Origin of the sequence: Microseira sp. BLCC-F43, assembly GCF_041929235.1 — a bacterium.
Classification (GTDB): Bacteria; Cyanobacteriota; Cyanobacteriia; order Cyanobacteriales; family Aerosakkonemataceae; genus Microseira.
On sequence record NZ_JBHFNP010000005.1, the window covers coordinates 36,311 to 53,321 of the forward strand.

Annotated in this window: 15 protein-coding genes; 11 read left to right on the top strand and 4 right to left on the bottom strand. The window is 45.1% G+C overall.

Annotated features, from left to right (window positions below; translation table 11 throughout):
• The first annotated feature begins 9 nt into the window (after positions 1–9).
• The gene (locus ACE1CM_RS01115; RefSeq protein WP_374875562.1) at positions 10–249 is read left to right on the top strand and encodes a hypothetical protein; all 240 of its coding nucleotides are present in this window, start codon (positions 10–12) and stop codon (positions 247–249) included.
• A 45-nt stretch (positions 250–294) separates the two neighbouring features.
• Entirely contained in the window at positions 295–522 is a 228-nt protein-coding gene (locus ACE1CM_RS01120) for a response regulator (RefSeq protein WP_374875577.1), read from the top strand.
• 317 nt (positions 523–839) lie between these two features.
• Here ACE1CM_RS01120 and ACE1CM_RS01125 read toward each other — a convergent pair whose 3' ends face one another.
• Positions 840–1,358 (bottom strand): DUF937 domain-containing protein, encoded by a 519-nt coding sequence (locus ACE1CM_RS01125; protein WP_374875563.1) that lies wholly within the window; start codon positions 1,356–1,358, stop codon positions 840–842.
• Between the two features lie 536 nt (positions 1,359–1,894).
• Here ACE1CM_RS01125 and ACE1CM_RS01130 point away from each other — a divergent pair.
• The 7 genes from ACE1CM_RS01130 to ACE1CM_RS01160 all read left to right on the top strand — a co-directional run bounded on the left by ACE1CM_RS01130 (position 1,895) and on the right by ACE1CM_RS01160 (position 9,094).
• Positions 1,895–2,794 carry a glycoside hydrolase family protein gene (locus ACE1CM_RS01130; RefSeq protein ID WP_374875564.1) on the top strand — a complete coding sequence of 300 codons (900 nt, stop codon included), beginning with the start codon at positions 1,895–1,897 and terminating at the stop codon, positions 2,792–2,794.
• A gap of 107 nt (positions 2,795–2,901) precedes the next feature.
• Positions 2,902–3,453: a M15 family metallopeptidase gene (locus ACE1CM_RS01135; protein WP_374875565.1), complete on the top strand. Its 552-nt coding sequence runs from the start codon at positions 2,902–2,904 to the stop codon at positions 3,451–3,453.
• Between the two features lie 139 nt (positions 3,454–3,592).
• Complete coding sequence (locus tag ACE1CM_RS01140; RefSeq protein ID WP_374875566.1) at positions 3,593–4,672, top strand: RNA-guided endonuclease InsQ/TnpB family protein; 1,080 nt, start codon at positions 3,593–3,595, stop codon at positions 4,670–4,672.
• A gap of 156 nt (positions 4,673–4,828) precedes the next feature.
• Entirely contained in the window at positions 4,829–5,176 is a 348-nt protein-coding gene (locus ACE1CM_RS01145; protein WP_374875567.1) for a peptidoglycan-binding protein, read from the top strand.
• Between the two features lie 401 nt (positions 5,177–5,577).
• The gene (locus ACE1CM_RS01150; protein ID WP_374875568.1) at positions 5,578–7,698 is read left to right on the top strand and encodes a caspase domain-containing protein; all 2,121 of its coding nucleotides are present in this window, start codon (positions 5,578–5,580) and stop codon (positions 7,696–7,698) included.
• Between the two features lie 186 nt (positions 7,699–7,884).
• Entirely contained in the window at positions 7,885–8,874 is a 990-nt protein-coding gene (locus ACE1CM_RS01155) for a CHAT domain-containing protein (protein WP_374875569.1), read from the top strand.
• A 94-nt stretch (positions 8,875–8,968) separates the two neighbouring features.
• The gene (locus ACE1CM_RS01160; RefSeq protein WP_374875570.1) at positions 8,969–9,094 is read left to right on the top strand and encodes a hypothetical protein; all 126 of its coding nucleotides are present in this window, start codon (positions 8,969–8,971) and stop codon (positions 9,092–9,094) included.
• 145 nt (positions 9,095–9,239) lie between these two features.
• Here the strand turns inward: ACE1CM_RS01160 and ACE1CM_RS01165 are convergent, their stop codons facing one another.
• A complete protein-coding gene (locus ACE1CM_RS01165) occupies positions 9,240–9,842 on the bottom strand; it encodes a Uma2 family endonuclease (RefSeq protein WP_374875571.1) in 603 nt (200 codons plus the stop codon).
• A gap of 113 nt (positions 9,843–9,955) precedes the next feature.
• Here ACE1CM_RS01165 and ACE1CM_RS01170 point away from each other — a divergent pair, with 113 nt between their 5' ends.
• The gene (locus tag ACE1CM_RS01170; RefSeq protein WP_374875572.1) at positions 9,956–14,860 is read left to right on the top strand and encodes a caspase family protein; all 4,905 of its coding nucleotides are present in this window, start codon (positions 9,956–9,958) and stop codon (positions 14,858–14,860) included.
• A 349-nt stretch (positions 14,861–15,209) separates the two neighbouring features.
• On the opposite strand, the gene ACE1CM_RS01175 is transcribed toward ACE1CM_RS01170, so the two are convergent.
• Together ACE1CM_RS01175 and ACE1CM_RS01180 are read right to left on the bottom strand one after the other, a co-directional pair.
• On the bottom strand, positions 15,210–15,698 hold the full coding sequence (locus ACE1CM_RS01175; protein ID WP_374875573.1) for a hypothetical protein: 489 nt from the start codon (positions 15,696–15,698) through the stop codon (positions 15,210–15,212).
• Positions 15,699–15,861: 163 nt separating this feature from the next.
• Positions 15,862–16,386 carry a DUF937 domain-containing protein gene (locus tag ACE1CM_RS01180; protein WP_374875574.1) on the bottom strand — a complete coding sequence of 175 codons (525 nt, stop codon included), beginning with the start codon at positions 16,384–16,386 and terminating at the stop codon, positions 15,862–15,864.
• 306 nt (positions 16,387–16,692) lie between these two features.
• Here ACE1CM_RS01180 and ACE1CM_RS01185 point away from each other — a divergent pair, with 306 nt between their 5' ends.
• The gene (locus ACE1CM_RS01185) at positions 16,693–16,875 is read left to right on the top strand and encodes a PhoD-like phosphatase N-terminal domain-containing protein (protein ID WP_374875575.1); all 183 of its coding nucleotides are present in this window, start codon (positions 16,693–16,695) and stop codon (positions 16,873–16,875) included.
• Positions 16,876–17,011 lie beyond the last annotated feature (136 nt).

A 17,011-nucleotide genomic window follows, 5' to 3' on the forward strand; every position in this document is an offset into this window, starting at 1 on the left:
AGTTAACAGTTGACAGTTGACTGTCAACTGTCAACTGTCATTCTATTGCACCTCGCTCAAAGTGAGTGGGAAAGGTCGGAGCCAATCTTAATGCAGGCATGGAAGGACTTTCAAATAAACTGCGAACAATTAGGCGCGTCCGAACTTTGGCTGAGTCATTCACCCTCTGAGCAGTTCTGCATGAAGCCAGAAACGGTTAGCCAGATAGCTATTAATGAGCGAAAAGCTAACTTTAATTCCACAGCCTGATTCCTCGTCACGAAGCGTGCGAGGAGTGGCTCAAATAGCGAAGAAATCAGCGTAGTGTTGATGGATATGATGATGCCGAACATGGACGGATTAACTGGGATTCGTACCCTGCGATCGCTGAATCCAGAGGTAAAAATTATTGCTAGTAGCGGCTTGTCTGCTAACCGTCAACAGTTGATGGCGTTGGGTGCAAAGGCGTTTTTGTTGAAACCCTACACAGCACAGGAGTTATTGCAGACTTTATCGCAAGCGATCGCCACCACCACAGACTAGAAACCGGATTTAGAGTGTAGATCTGTAATTTTTTTTCCCAACAGCTGGCGGGCGAGACGCCCACCCCACAAGCAATTTTCCCAACTACTGGCGGGCGAGATGCCCACCCCACAAGCAAATTGGTTTTGTGGCATAGGCGCTGGCGGGGGAGACGCCCACCCCACAAGCAATTTTCCCAACTACTGGCGGGCGAGACGCCCACCCCACAAGAAAATTGGTTTTGTGGCATAGGCGTCTCGCCTGTCTTTGATCCCATATTCCGCAGGTTCCGAAGGAACCTGCGGAATATGGGTTTGATCTTAATATGTTGGAGAAGTCTATTGACCTAGAAAACCACCAGCCATCCGCATGGCATCGGCGATATCAACATCGCCATCACCGTCTGAATCTAAGAAAGAATTTAGTACCGGATTTGCACCTGCTTGATCTTGAATCGGCGCACCTGTTTTGAGGAAATTCAGCAACAGAGGTACTAAAGTAGGCAGCATTTGTTGGATTGTATTGGGGTCTAATCCCGTCCTTTGGGCAACTGCTTCAATGATAGGTTGTAATTGCGATCCAAATAACGCAGTCACGGCGGCGATATTTGGGGAAGTACCGCCAAATTGATTTACCAGATTTTGCACTGCATCGTTACCGCCTTCTGCTTGTTTTTCCTGTAGTGCGGAACGAACAAAACCACCCACAACTGACATAGCAGATTGCATGGTTGAAGCATCTGCTCCTTGATTATTACCCAGTTGCTGCATCGTGCCGAAAATACCAGCAAGTTGACCTGCATTCGCTTGCAGGTTGGGATCGTTCACCGCATTCATAATTTGGTCAAAAAGTCCCATATTTTTTGGCTCCTATTTCTGTAGGTTCAGCGTTTTCAGGGCGCTAGCTGTAAGGTGAAACGCGCAGGAAAATTTTACCACTGTTTGTGGCAGAGAAAGACTGGCTTGGCAGGGTTAATTAGGAGTTAAACGCGGCAAGGATTGGTGTCCGGGTGCGGCATAAAGGAAACCGCTAGGGCACTCTCCGACATGCGATCGCATCCCGCAGGAGGTGGTACTCAAAGTTACATGACTTACGCAAAAAAACAAAGGGCGATCCGAAAAATCGTGGGTTTCGACTCGCGAGATTGACGCAGTGGGTTTTTGGCTCCGGGTGCGTCAGTCCTGGGTTAGTTCTGGGGAAAACAGAGCGATCGCCCATGCTCCGGGAGCAAGTCCAGCACTAAAGCTCGCGGGTTCTAATCAATTTGAACCGAATTGCTGAGCTTGCTTTTTTTGCGAAAAAATCAATTTTTGTAACGGGTTCGTAAAAAATTCCTGATACCACTTTGGCACAGGTGTTATAACGAAAATGAAGCCAGCAAAAAGGAAATAAAATGTCAAGATGGCTTGAGTTTTTCAACGATGGTCGTGTGTACGAAATCGAAGACGACCAGCCAATTAATGTGATAAAAACAGAAGGAATTGTGGGAGAGCTAATTGAAGCTTTGCAGTTCACGCCGGCTGAAAAATTTACAATCGCACCTCCTGACGCAGTTCCTCCTGATGTACCTGAACCTAGAAGACCTATGAGGGAAATTAACCAAGAGGGACTGAAGTTAATCCAAAGATTTGAGGGTTTGCACGAATTAAAACAAGGGTCCCAAGGAGAATATATAGAAGCTTATCAAGATCCAGTTGGTGTATGGACTATCGGTTGGGGATGCACGGAAGGTGTCTATGAAGGCATGAAAATTACCCGCGCCCAGGCGGAGGAAATGCTCAAGAAAGAAATTGAAAAATTTGAAACTGCGGTGGCTAATGCTGTCAAAGTACAAATCAATGATAATCAGTTCTCAGCATTGGTAAGTTTTAGTTACAAACAGGGCGCGCGCGCCCTGTTTGAGTCAACGCTTTTGAAGCTTTTAAATCAAGGAAAGTTTCAGGAAGCTGCTGACGAATTTCCGAGATGGGACAAGGCAGGCGGTCAAGTATTACTGGGTTTGTCCCGCAGGAGAAGAGCTGAACGAGCATTGTTCTTAAGTCAGTCTTGGGAAGAGTTTTTGACTTGGAAGCCAAGCAGGGTGCTGCGGTTAGCTGAACCCGGTCAACCTCTGATGCAAGGGGAGGATGTGCGACAACTGCAAAAAGCTTTAGTTAAAGCTGGGTTCAACATTCAGGTTGATGGATTCTTTGGCAATGATACTGACAAGGCAGTCAGGCAGTTTCAGCAACAAAAACGGCTAAGTGTGGATGGGATTGTTGGTGATGAAACTCGCAGGGTATTGGGCATATAAGGCAAGTGAATTTAATGCCATCACCGTGATGATACCCCAGTAAATGCTAGTAAATACACTAGCTATATAACAATTCATTTCAATTGATTAAAAAATTGGATATTTTGATGACCGATACACCCGTTGATGCAGAAATTAAAACATCAGAATTTGATTTTGAACCTTGTTTTGAAATTCATGAAGGAGAAGCTCGTTCAGGAGCAAAACCTGGTTTTGAAGGCTTGCTTCAAGATGCTCCTGGCTGCGGAACCTCGGTTGTTAATGGGTTATCCCAGCAATTGATTCACCAGATGAATCTCATTGTGCCAGATGCTCTGGTTAGCTTTGACGATCTGAATGTGGAACTTGAAGATGCAGCTTTTCCCTATCTGCAACCTTCAGCCAAATTGGGATTGCAGAAGGCGATTCAAGAGCGTGGCAAAAAGATGCATGTCAACTCAGCCTATCGTACAATTGCCCAACAACTTCTTTTGTACCGATGGGGCATAGGTTGCGGCTATAGTATTGTTGCTCTTCCAGGACGCAGCAATCATCAAAGTGGGTTGGCGCTAGATATTAATGACCATCTTGGCTGGAAACGTTATCTTGAGAATCATGGTTGGGAGTGGTTTGGTCCCAAGGACGAGCCTCACTTTGACTTTGTAGGAGCCGTTAGATAGTTGTCATTAAAATATGTAAACGTGTTAATATGTCTCTATTCTAGAAACATACAGACCACGCACGCATCGGATAATTGAATCGTTCTCATTTTTAGTGCTAGAGTATAGGGCTTTCTCTCGTACAATAAGGTGAGCAAAAATGCTGCTTTGCAAAAAGATCCGGCTCGTCATCAGTAAAGCTGACCAAAAAGCCTTAGAGTTTATGCAGGCTAAGTGCAGAGGCTTGTACAACTGGTGGATAGGAAAATTACGTCAGGGGGAACAGTGGAAACTGTATGAAGCTAAGAAAAGCTTACAGGAGAGCAAGCAATATGACCCTCAATTGCATCAAGTTTATGGAAAGCTGTTAGCGGAGGTATATTTCAGAATCGACTCTTCGATGCAAGCTTTTTACCGGCGAGTCAAAAGCGGTGAAACACCAGGATTTCCTAGATTTAGACCGCGGCACGCTTTTTTCACACTCTGCTATCCGGCAAGTTATCTCAAAGTTGAACACAACCGCATAATTCTACCTACAGGAGGCAAAGGAAAAAACAAACTCTTCGCCAATATCCAAGCTGTCCTCACAGAACAACCCCCAGAAAAATTTAAAGAAGTTGCTGTTTCTAGAGACAGTCGAGGCAATTACTATTGCTCTATAGTCTATGAGGCAATTCCACATCAATTAGAGCTGCTTGGCACAGTGGCTTTTGATTTAGGTGTCAAAACCTTAGCTGTCGGTGTCAACTCTATGGGCAGAAATTATCACATAGGAGGATTTAAAGGCAATCCTTGGTTCAACAAGCAGTTAGACCGGATTCGTGCCAAACGCGACAAATGTAAAAAAGGTTCCCGACGCTATCGTTATCTCAGTCATGTTTACCACCGGGTATCCGAGAAACGTCGAAATAAACAAAAAGACTCATTGCATAAAGCCTCAAGCTTAATCGCCTACAAACTGGCTGAAAGTGCTGTTGTAATTGGCGATTTGTCGGTGCGACAAATGGCAATGAAGTCGGAAAATAAATGGTTGAACAGGGCAGTGTTCAATGATTGGGGCTTGTATCAGTTTGTGCTATTGCTCAAATACAAGTGCCAGTTAGCTCTTAAACAAGTTCATCTGGTGAGCGAACGAGATACAAGTAAAACTTGTCATCGTTGCGGACACATTCAAGATATACCACTGGCGCAAAGAACTTACCATTGCCCAAATTGCAGTTTAGTAATGGACTCCAGATGAGAACTCAGCTCGGAACATACTACTGCGGTACCTTGCTCGGCTAGAGCCACACAAACTGCTATCAGGCAAGCGGTGTACTTGGGGTGACTCAAGAAATCGACACGTTTAAACACGTTTAGAAAGGCAGGAGGCACTAAAGATATTCGCGGTACAGCTATGTTGGCTATCCAGAAACTCTGGAATAAGAATCATCCAAATGAAAAGATTTTGGAGGATGGTGAATACGGACCTCAAACAGAGAAAGCCCTAAATCGATCGCCAGCGCTAGGTTTTGATCAGGCACCGTGGGATGAAAAACCCAGAATACTGAAACTCAGCCGACCGTTCATGGAAGGGTCTGATGTTAAAAAGCTTCAGGAGTACCTAAAGAAGGCAGGAATAGCTGTTTCTGTCGATTGGGTCTTCGGACCAAAGACAGAGAAAGCCGTCAAAGAGTTTCAGCAGCAGAAAGGTTTAGATCCAAACGGAATTGTTGGGAGCAAAACTCTCGAACAAATGACTTGATCGACTTCAGGACTTACACCAAGGATCTAAATGTAGGGTGCTATCTTCGAGCAGAGTACGGCACCGCAACCACCACATATGGTATTTCTGCGTAAGTCCTGTAATTATGAGCTAGCGAACCAAACCTTGAACTATAGCCGATTGTGACTCGATAGAATACACTTATTTTTGCATAAGTTAAGTCCCCATAGGCGGACGCCTTTTGTGTAGCGACACCCTTAAGGGTGCCGCTACACAAAAGGCGCCACAAGGGCTGTATTCCATCAAGTCGCTTTCCCGCTATAAAAAATGCGTTGCCCAATTAGCAGAGTTTTCTCTTGAGCTTGAACTTGTAGCTCTAAAACTCTGCTAATGCATCAATGCTCTGAATTAGACAAAGACACTGGATCGACAAAGTAAAAATGGCTGACCAACCCGATCAAATACCAAAAATTTATGCCTTGTTAATTGGAATTGACTACTATCAGCCCAATCGTTTGTACAAGAATCTTAAAGGATGCGTGCGCGATATTAATCTTGTAGCAGACTACCTCTTAAAGACGCTGAAGATTCCCTCCCAACAGATTTTCAAGCTGACTTCTCCGAATCCTGAAGTTACTCAAATAATCGGAACCAAAGACCCGGAACCAACTTATGAAAATATTGTGGCGACGTTTCAGGCGATTACAGAAATAGCGCAACCAGGAGAGCAGGTATACATTTACTACTCCGGACATGGAGGACGGGGGAAAACCATCTATGAAGAAGTGAAGAGGGCTGACCAATATGATGAAGGTATTGTGCCAATGAATATTGGCGATCGCGAGGGTCGCTACCTGCGGGACTTGGAATTGGCAATGCTCTTGAAGCGGATGACTGACAAAGGATTGATTGTCACAGCGATTATGGATAGCTGTCACTCTGGAGGAGTAACCCGAGGTGATGCTGCTATCCGCAGTCCAGAAGAACCCGACACAGCACAGCGAGACTCCGAAAGCTCGGTTGGTTCGCGTCAGGAATTGATCGAAAACTGGAAGACTCTAACTGGAGGACTAGATGGTGACATTGCATGGGTTCCTCCAGCAAAGAATTACCTTCTTTTGGCAGCAGGCCGTCCTCATGAGTATGCCTACGAATATGCGTTTGACGGTAAACAGCGACATGGAGCGCTGACTTACTGGCTAATTCAGACTCTGGCGACCAGTTCCACAGGATTGAGTTTCACAAAGCTGTACGATCGCGTTTGCGCTCAAATTCAGAGTAAGTTTCCCCAACAGTTACCCATGTTGATAGGTGACGGCACTCGCGCAGTATTTGGGAACGAGAACTTACCGCCCTACTACAGCGTGACAGTTGGCAGTGTAAGTGTAGATTCTCACCAAAAGCAAGTCACCTTGAATGCTGGGTTAGCTCATGGACTCAGTAGCGGTACGCAATTTGCCATCTACCCACTGAATGCAACAGATTTTTCCCACAGGCAACAGCAACTGGCGATTGTTGAAATTGTAGAGGTTCAAGCATCTAAATCAGTGGCAAGAGTTCTGGAACCTAAAGAGGGAGGGATTGAGGTTAAAGAAGAGATGAAAATCGAACCGGGCGCTCCTGCCGTCATGGTATCTGCACCCATCGATCTCGTGCGTCGAGTCCTTTTGTTAGATAACAAAGAGGCAGGTGATAAAGAGCATGAATTACCAGCCGAGTTGGTTGACAAACAAAAGGAAGCTTTAGAGAAAGTTCGGCAAGCTTTGGCAGGGAATGGTTGGGTTGTTGAAGTGAAAGCAGGCGACAAGGAAAAGTCTCACTATCAAGTTGCAGTTGGCAGAGATGGCGAGTACGAAATTTCTAGTGAAACTCCCTTGAAAAACTTAGGAACGCCACTACAAATTCATGCTTCAGAGTCGGCGTTAGGAGTAGTTAAGCGCTTAGTTCATTTAGCGAAATATCAAGCTGTTCAGGCCATTGATAATCCGGATTCGGAACTTACCGACTATCTTGAATTTGAATTGTTAGATCGGAACAAGCGACCATTTGCCGATTCGAGTAATATAGTCCTAAAGCCGGGTCAATCGGTGTATTTACGGGTTAAGAATACTTGGTTTTGGCCGCTCAATATTGCTGTCCTCGATCTAGACTCCACTTGGGCTATTTCTCAAATGCCTATTAAAGGAAGCGAAAATATTTTCTATTCTCTAGATAACACAGAGGAAATATTTTTTCTTATGGAGCCTGAATTGCCAGAAGGTGAGGACTACAAACAAGCTAAAGAAACGCTCAAACTGTTTGCAACTCGTGGACTTGCTAACTTCCAATGGCTAACCTTACCTGCCCTCGATGAACATTTAGCTACAAAAGGAAATCTTGACGAAGAGCTTGAGAGGGAAGCAAAAACAAGGGGTTTAGGTATTAATCCTCTCAACAAGCTCTTAGGTACTATTGGTGCTGATGTTGAGTCTCCGCCTGATACTCGTCGAATGCGCGCTAAATCCGAGCCTAATGCTGAGTGGCTAACCAAGCAGGTGACATTTACTATCACCAAACAATAGGTTCGCAATGGGCTGTCAAATGGCTGAGAATTTAAAGTTACTATTTTAGCCAACTACTTTTCAGATTTTGCCAGCCCTCAGTTACATTTTACCCTAATAGTAGCCAAGCTGCTAGTAGTGGTTACAACCTAGATTGCCAAATTTTTAAAAGATCAATTGATTTTTTAATCAACATTACCTGCTTGTATGAAGATTCTATTTCTAGCAGCTAATCCTCAAGAAACTGTTCGCCTAAAGTTAGCTGAAGAAGCGCGGAAGATAGAGAACAGCTTGAAGCGATCGAGGTGGCGGAATGAGTTTCAAATTGTTCTACGTTGGGAAGTGCGTCCGGAAGATATACAGCGCGTACTTTTAGAAGAGCAACCTGAAATCGTGCATTTTTCAGGACACGGTGAAGGGCAATCCGGGTTAGTATTAGTGGATGATAGCAATCAACCTAAGCTAGTCAGTGCTAAGGCATTAGCAAAATTATTTAGTTTTTTTACCAACAGAGTTAGGTGTGTTTTTCTCAATGCTTGTTATGCAGAAGTTCAAGCAGAAGCCATTGTCCTTGCTATCGATTATGTAATCGGTATGAAAAGTGCAGTCCGAGATGACGTTGCCATCGCCTTTGCTGTTAGCTTTTATGAGGCTTTGGGAGCAGGATGGTTGATTGAAGAGGCATTTTCCTGGGGGTGTACTGCACTTCAACTGCAATTTGAAAATATTAGTAATGCTTCACTCGATCGAAAATTAAAAGCCTTAGATTTTTATAGCAATCTTCAAAAAATTGGTTTTCAATCTCACGAAATACCAATTTTAAAAAAGCGGGCTACTTTAGGCGTAAAAGTATCTTATACAGACCCTAAAAACTACACAGGAGCAATTTGGACTCACATTATTCCTGAACCTACTAACGTGGACAAGCAACATCTGATCGTAATTGATTGGGGGGGTTACCAATGGCAGAACATTAGAATATTGCCAGCCAGAGGATTACTGCTTTCCTATCAAAAAAGAAATCAGGATGAAAGTCCACGAGTAATTACTGTTTCTCCCCTGGGTAAAAAATATGGTGAAAATAGTGCTTGTGAAGTTTCAAACAATACCGAAATTTTAAATGGAAATTTGCAACCAGAGCCTCAATCAGATGTGAGAGAAGAAATTAATACAGGTTGGAGACAAATCGATAGATAAAAAATCAATAACTAAAGAACTGCGCTTTCAGAGCTAATTTTTCGGTTTTATCGGTTTTTACTTGTTTTTAAATTTTCCTAGTACAGGTGAAACTATGCAGTGGGAATATAACAAAACAAACTTCGATCGCAACCAGGCAGTTGTCATCGGTATCGATCGCTTCTCAAACCTCCGGTTCTATTCCAAGCGCTCGCCAAAACTTATATCCAACAAACAATGATGTTATATCATGTCCTTAGCTATCGGTAGTGGAGCGATGGCTAATTGCAAGCTTGCTAATTGCTAATATAGTATTTTTCCTGATTGAGCCATTAGCGATTAGCTATTAGCAGTTACACAACCGTTGCTACTGGACATGATATTAATCACCAAATTTTTGCCATCCGCAAGACAAATCCTGGTAGCTCTGGAGCGCAGCTCACTGTCTCGGGATTGTCTAAGATTTCAGGTTCTCGCTCGGGGCGGTAGATGTAAACTTTCCGGTTTTTGCGATCGATTAATAAGCCTAGTGATGCACCGTTGTCAATATATTCCTGCATCTTGTTTTGCAATCCACTGAGAGTATCGCTAGAAGACCGTAATTCAATTACGAAGTCTGGACAAATCGGTGCAAATGAGGCTTTTTGTTCTTCAGTTAAGGCATTCCAGCGCTCTAGTTTAATCCAGGAAGCATCAGGAGAACGAGTTGCCCCATTCGGCAAAGTAAAACCTGCACTGGAGTCAAACGTTTCACCTGTGCCATCTTGTTCTGCCCAGTTCCCCAGTTGTAGGGCAATCTTGAAGTTGCGATTACCTGTATCTGAAAAGGCTGGTGACATAATGATAACTTCCCCACTGGCAGTACGCTCAATTCTCAAATCGCGATTGGCTAAACAGAATTCGTAGAACTGTTCAACAGTCATCGATTTGATAGCAGGTAGATTGACCGTCAGTGGGACGCTCATGCTTTGAATTAGCAGCGTCGTCATTCTTTGTCCTCCTTTGGTGTAGGCGTGAAGTAGTGACAGAATACCCTGAGCTGATCCGCTCCTAGTTTTAGCGACTAAATCGATCCTACACTCATTAACATTTCTGACAATCAATGCCATCGCCTGTAAACAGCGGTTATGGTGGGTTAACTCAGATACCGAGAGGCAGGCGGATGAGTCAAGGAGTCAAAGGAATGCAGTGGGAATATAACAAAACAAACTTCGATCGCAACCAGGCAGTTGTCATCGGTATCGATCGCTACAAGAACGATAGCATTCATGACCTGAGTACACCAGTCAGTGATGCTAGAGCGCTTGCCGATCTGTTAGAAACAGAGTATGAATATAAATCTGAAAATGTCATTCGCCTGTTCGACGAAGCTGCCACGCTGACGGGACTCCAAACGCTACTTGATGATATCCTTCCCCATCAACTCAATCCCACGAAAAACGATCGCCTGATTTTCTACTTTGCGGGTCATGGCATTCCCCGCAACAGTAAAGAAGGTCCAGAAGGATATCTAGTTCCACAGGATGCAGACTGGCAGAAAGAGGACTCTTTTTTACCCATGTCTAAAGTGTATGAGGACTTACGCAAACTCGAGTGTCATCATTTGCTAGTGATTCTGGACTGCTGCTTTGCTGGAACGTTTCGCTGGGCAGGTCGCCGGAAAATGATTCCGATTCTGGAAACCCTTCGGCGGGAACACTACGATCGCTTCATTCGCTATCCTGCATGGCAGGTAATAACCTCGGCAGCGCACGATCAAGAAGCTTTAGACGTTGCTAAATTGGCTGAGGACAAGCGTGGTGCAGTTCGAGATGAAAACCAGGAACTACATTCTCCGTTTGCGCTGGCACTACTGGAAGGATTACTCGAAAACAAAGCAGACTTGATTCCGGATAGGGTCATTACTGCCCACGAACTGTTTTTGTACTTGGAAAAGCGGGTCAGCGAGATGTCTCGCGAACGTCAAAAGCCTGGAATCTATCCCATGAGGCTAGAGTATGACAGAGGAGAGTTTGTCTTCACTAAACCTGGATTCACGTCCTCTCAACTTAAACCTGCACCACCCCTCAATCAAGAGAACAATCCCTATCGCGGACTGAAACCGTTTGATGAAAAACATTCTCGCTTCTTTTTCGGTCGAAATACATTAGTTGAAGAATTGAGCGATCGCCTGTCTCAACCCCATCGTTCTCTCACGGTTGTTTTGGGAGCTTCTGGTTGCGGTAAATCCAGTCTAGTTAAAGCAGGATTGATTCCTCATTTGAGGCAGGAATCAATCCCAGAGATATTTGCATTAAATCTGATTAAAGCTTGTATTTTAACGGCAGCGATTCTTGCTGCCTTTCCCCAGTTTCCTCTCAAACTCCTACCAATTTACTACGTACAGCAATGGTACATCCTCGAGCCAATACGTCCGGAGCGTTCTCCATTTACAGCTTTAGCACGAGCCATTCTGCCCATCGTTCAGCCTGAATTAATCGAGCAACTCTCTCAAGTGAGTTTTCTAGATGAAGCGTTCAAACCCAAGGATGAAAGCGGTCAAAATCATGGTGATGAACCAACATATCCAGGGTTTTTCAAACTAGCAGAGTCTTGGCACAGTGCAACGCCAGAAGCTAAACTTTTGCTCGTTGAGGATTACTTCAAGCAGCTTTTGGCTCGGTGTCGCAATCCCCAAGAAAAGGAACAGTTATCGCAGCTTTATCAAGCAATTTTTGCCAGAATAGAATCTCTGATTTATAGATTACAAAATGAGCCACAACACCTGAATAATGTTATTATAAAGTGGAGCGAAACTCATCCCAATGCCAAGTTGCTGTTAACAATCGACCAGTTTGAAGAGTTGATTACGATGAGCTATGAGGGTCAAACAGAAACTCATGGCGGTGACAGACAAAACAGCGATCGCGCTGTTGAATCCCAACCTTGGCTGCCGTTTTTGCAGGTGCTGAGAGGGGCAATTGTTGAATGTTCTCAGCAGTTGCACATCGTGTTGACGCTACGCTCGGACTTTGAACCGCGTTTTCTTTCCTCACCACTTTCGGCTTACTGGAAAGATGCCCGATTCCCCGTGCGCGCGATGAATTTGGATGAGTTGCGACAAGCGATAGAGGGACCGGCACTCAAGCTGGCGTTGTATTTTGAGCCACCGGAGTTGGTGGGTAAATTGATTGATGAAGTGGGGCAGATGCCAGGAGCATTGCCGTTGCTATCGTTTACCTTGAGCGAACTCTACATCAAATTGCACAATCGTTGGGCAAAAGATAATGCAACGGATCGCGCTTTGCGAATCAAAGACTACGAGGAACTCGGTGGAGTGGCAGGAGCATTGACCCGTCGGGCAACCCAGGAGTATGACAATTTTTTTGGCAAGGCATACCAAACTACGATGCGACGGGTGATGCTGCGGATGGTGACGATTGAGGCGGGAGGAGTGGCACGGCGACGGGTGTCCGAGTCTGAATTGGTGTATCCAGATGCGGTAGAAAACAAGCGTGTAGCGCAGGTGAGCGATCGTTTAGTTAAAGCTCGTTTGCTGGTGAAAGGACAGGAAACAGGGGAGCCATACATGGAACCAGCTCATGATTTCCTGGTGCGAGGATGGGACAAGTTGCAAGGATGGATCGAGGAAGAGCAGGGAAACTTAACCCTGCAACAACGTTTAACATCTGCTGCTAATGATTGGGTTAAAAATAATCGATCTGCTGATTATCTTTGGGATGATAACCCATATCTTCCCTTATTAAAGACAGTTGCAGACTCCGATCAGAACTGGCTCAACAAAGTAGAAGCTGAATTTGTCGCTAGCAGCTCTTTGGAAAATGAAAAACAGTTACGTCGGTTGACTTTACGTGCCAAAGCAGCTGAGTCACGATTACTGCTCCCCTTGATTCCAGTTCAGGGATTAGTAACAGCTATCGAAGCAACAGGCTTGGCAATACCAGGATTTGAAACCGAAGAAGTGTTCAGCAACGTTCAAACCAGTTTAAATGAGGCAGTAGAAAAATCTAGGGAAAAAAACGTTTTTATAGGACACCAAAACGCTGTAAATTCCGTAGCCATTAGTCAAGATGGTCAACTGATTGTCAGTGGCAGTTCCGATAAAACTGTGCGGTTATGGGATGGTCAAGGTACTGCCATTGCACCCCCTTTTACAGGACACGAGAAAGAAGTCTACTGTGTGGCTATTAGCCCCAATGCTGAGATAATTGCCAGCGGTAGTGCTGATGGTACTGTCCGATTATGGGATCTTAAAGGTAACCTGATTGCCCTACCATTCAAGCATGAAAGTGGTTATAGCGTTCTCGCTGTAGCATTTAGTCCAAATGGTCAAGTTATTGCTAGTGCTGGTTGGGATAGTAGCATCGGATTATGGGATCTTGAGGGCAATCTGATTGCTCCTCCGATCAAGTATGGACATCCTTTCACGTCAGTTGCTTTTAGCCCTGATGGTCAAACAATCGCTAGTGGTAGTTCTAACGGTACTGTACTATTGTGGAATCTTCAGGGTGAACTGATTAATCAGTCACTTGGAGGACATGAAAGTTCAGTTAGGTCTGTAGCGTTTAGTCCAGACGGTTCGACTATTGTTAGCGGTGGTGAAGACAATACTGTACGGCTATGGGATTTACAGGGTAACTCCATAGGGCAACCATTTAAAGGACATCATTCTTGGGTCAACTCCGTAGCTTTTAGCCCTGATGGTCAGATGATTGTTAGTGGCAGTAACGACAAAAGTGTGCGGCTATGGGATTTACAAGGCAACCTCATAGGTCAGCCATTCAGAGGACATACGAGTATAGTTACATCTGTGGCTTTTACCCCGGATGGCTCTACGATCGTTAGTGGGGGTGGGTCAGAATACATTAGCCCGGATGTTCCCAGTTATATCAGCACTGATTACACGGTGCGATTGTGGGATATTCAGAGTAATTTGATCGCCCTAACGATCGAACATCAGGGCAACGTAGATTCTGTGGCTATTAGTCCTGATGGAAAAGCGATCGCTAGTGGTATTAGTAGTGACAACAGTACAGTACATACTGTAATGTTATGGGACTCCCAGGGCAACCTGATTACCGCACCTTTTGAGGGACACACAGGTCCGATCGGTTCAGTTACTTTTAGCCCTGATGGTAAGGTAATTCTCAGTGCCAGTGCTGACGGTACGCTACGGTTGTGGGATCGGTCGGGAAAGCAAATAGCTCCACCAATGACCCATGGGGACTTTGTTTTTTGTGCAGTCTTTAGTCCCAATGGTCAGATGATTGCTAGTGGCAGTATTGACCAGACTTGGCGTTTATGGAACATACAAGGTCAACCTCTTACTCCACCTTTTACCGGACATGACAGCGAAGTAAATTCGATAGCCTTTAGTCCAGATAGCCAGATGATTGTTACTGGCAGTGGCAGCTTCAGCGATCTTGACCATACTGTACGGCTATGGGATTTGCAAGGCAACCAGATTGCATCCTTCAGAGGTCATAGTGGACCTGTCAATTGTGTCACATTTAGCCCAGATGGTCAGATGGTCATCAGTGGCAGCTACGACAAAACTGTACGGTTATGGGATTTGCAAGGTAATCTTATTGCTCCACCCTTTTTACATGAGGATGGTGTTAGAGCAATAGCCTTTAGCCCAGATGGTCATACGATTGCTAGCGGCACTGGTGGTATTTTTGCTGGACCTAATACGGCAGTGTATTTGTGGGATAAACGTGGCAACCTTATTGGTCAGCCGATTAGGCATAGCGGGTCTGTTGAGTCTGTAGCATTCAGTCAAGATGGTCAAATTATTGTCAGTAGCAGTGAACAAACGGTACAGTTGTGGCGTGTCGGCTGGCTTGAGTGGTTGAAAGTTGCTTGCGATCGCCTCCGCTACCATCCTGTCTTCAAAAATCCCCAAACTAAGATCGAGAAGCAAGCTGGCGAAACTTGCCAAAAATATGTTTGGATCCAGGAAGATACGTCAATCTTGCCGCGATATCAATCGGAAAACCAGATCTAATAACTCAAGTTGCTAGTTATCTCTCTTGGAGCCGCTAATGGCTAATGGCTAATGGCTCGATTAGTAAAAATCCTATATTAGCAATTACAGCGGTTTTCAAGTTAGTTGACTACAGACGCTGATTAATCCGAAAAGCAAGTGGATACAACTTGTATTCCATAAACGTGAAAAGTGCTGTAAGCTGCTACGCACCTAATTTGAGAGCCAAATTTTACCTTCTTCTTGTGGGGTGGGGCGACTTGCCCGCCTCTTTATTGGATTTAAATGCGTAGCAGCTTAGCAATTAGCAATTAGCAACGCCGAATTTTATAACTAGCAACTTGAGTTACTAATAATTCCTGTTTACAGCTCAGCTTGCAGGCTTTGGTAGATTTTTCTGCCAAGTTTCACAAATTCCAGTAGCGGCATAATTGGCAATCTTTTTGATAATCAACGTAGCCAGGAGAGTAGCAACCGTAGGAGCGAGTCCCAGTCCAGAGATTAGAACAGGAGCTAACATCCCAGCAGCTTTAGTGTAATTCTGACTGATCGCTTCATCCAAAATTTTCTGAGTCTCTGGATCTTCACCACCAAGAGGTTTGCATAAAAGCTCGTATGCGATGGGATTGATGCGATCAAAAAGCCGCCGACCAGCATCTAGGAGCCTTGGATCGATTGGTGCTTTAGTCGCAACGTCTACCTCTATAGAGTCCAAGGAAGCTGGGTCTGCGAATGCTCCTCTTGCTCCAGAGAAAGCTACATTATCCCCTATGGCTTGGGCGCGAGAGCCAATCTGGGCTGCTAGCTGATCGTCGTCAAGTTCCCACAAACTTTCTACAAGCGCTTCAACTTCTGCCACTGTTACCGATCTCCGGAATTTATTTAACTAACTATTACTGATTATCCTTTGCTGACGCAGCCAACTTAGAAAACCAGTTAATACAGCTTAACCAGGACACAGCTAGACAGGAAAAATCTTAACTATCCTTTACTGGGGCTGCGTCCGGTTAAACCGAGAAATTTCATCGGCTCAAATAGCGACCTGCCATTATCATTGCATCAGCAATATCTACATCTCCATCTCTATCCGCATCCAAAAAGCTATTCAACACTGGATTCGACCCTTGCTGAGGATGTTGAGTATTGCTGCCAGTGTATAGCAAATTTAACACTACAGGAACTAATATCGGCAGCATCTGTAAAATCATATTGGCATCCAACCCCGTCCTTTGTGCGACTGCTTGGACAATTTGCTGGATTTGATAAGAACCGAAAAGCGCATCGACGGCTTGAGGGTTGGGATAAGTGCCGCTATATTGATTGACAATCGATTGCGCCCCTTGATAGCCTGCTTCAGCTCGCTTTTGTTGTAAAGCAGAGCGCACGTAATTGCCGACAATCGACAAAGCGGATTGCATTGTTGAGGGATTTGTATGATAGCTATTGCTCAACTGCTGCACGGTGTTGAGAATGGTGGCAAGTTGACCCGAACTCGCTTGTTGGTTGGGGTTATCTACCGCACTTAAAAGTTGATCTAAAAGTCCCATAATGGTTTGATTTCACTCTTCGATCCCCAACTGTGTCACGAGGGGCTAATGTTTGCCTCTAGCTAATAGGAGAGAAGGGGGGTGTATCTTGGGGAGGAGCGATACGCATCGATCCCCCCAACCCCCCTTGCCAAAGGGGGGCTACGGGGGGATCCTCCCAACCCCCCTTGCCAAAGGGGGGCTACGGGGGGATCCTCCCAACCCCCGTTGGCAAGGGGGGCTTGAGAGGGTAGGAGTGACCCATGTATCCCCCCCAACCCCCTATGCCTTGGGGGCAAAGTCCCACTAACTCGAACAGGGGCATCGATGGCAAACTGTTTGTCGGTAAAATACGATCGCCCTTTGTCAGAGGAAAAGATGACAGATAACGTTTTTGTGCATGGCGTAGCTAGTGGAGATCCACTCGAAGATCGGGTGGTGATTTGGACGCGAGTCACCACACCCACACCCGAACCTGTAGAAGTCAACTGGAAAATAGCCAGCGATTGAACGCACCCCATCCAAATCAAAGATTATGGATGGGGATTCTTGCGCTAAGATAGAACTCCCTTGAGTCTAGTTAGCGTTCCCAGAGTTACTGGCGTCCTCAGTGTGCCGTCAGAGCTTTTGCTGTCGAACACTCTAG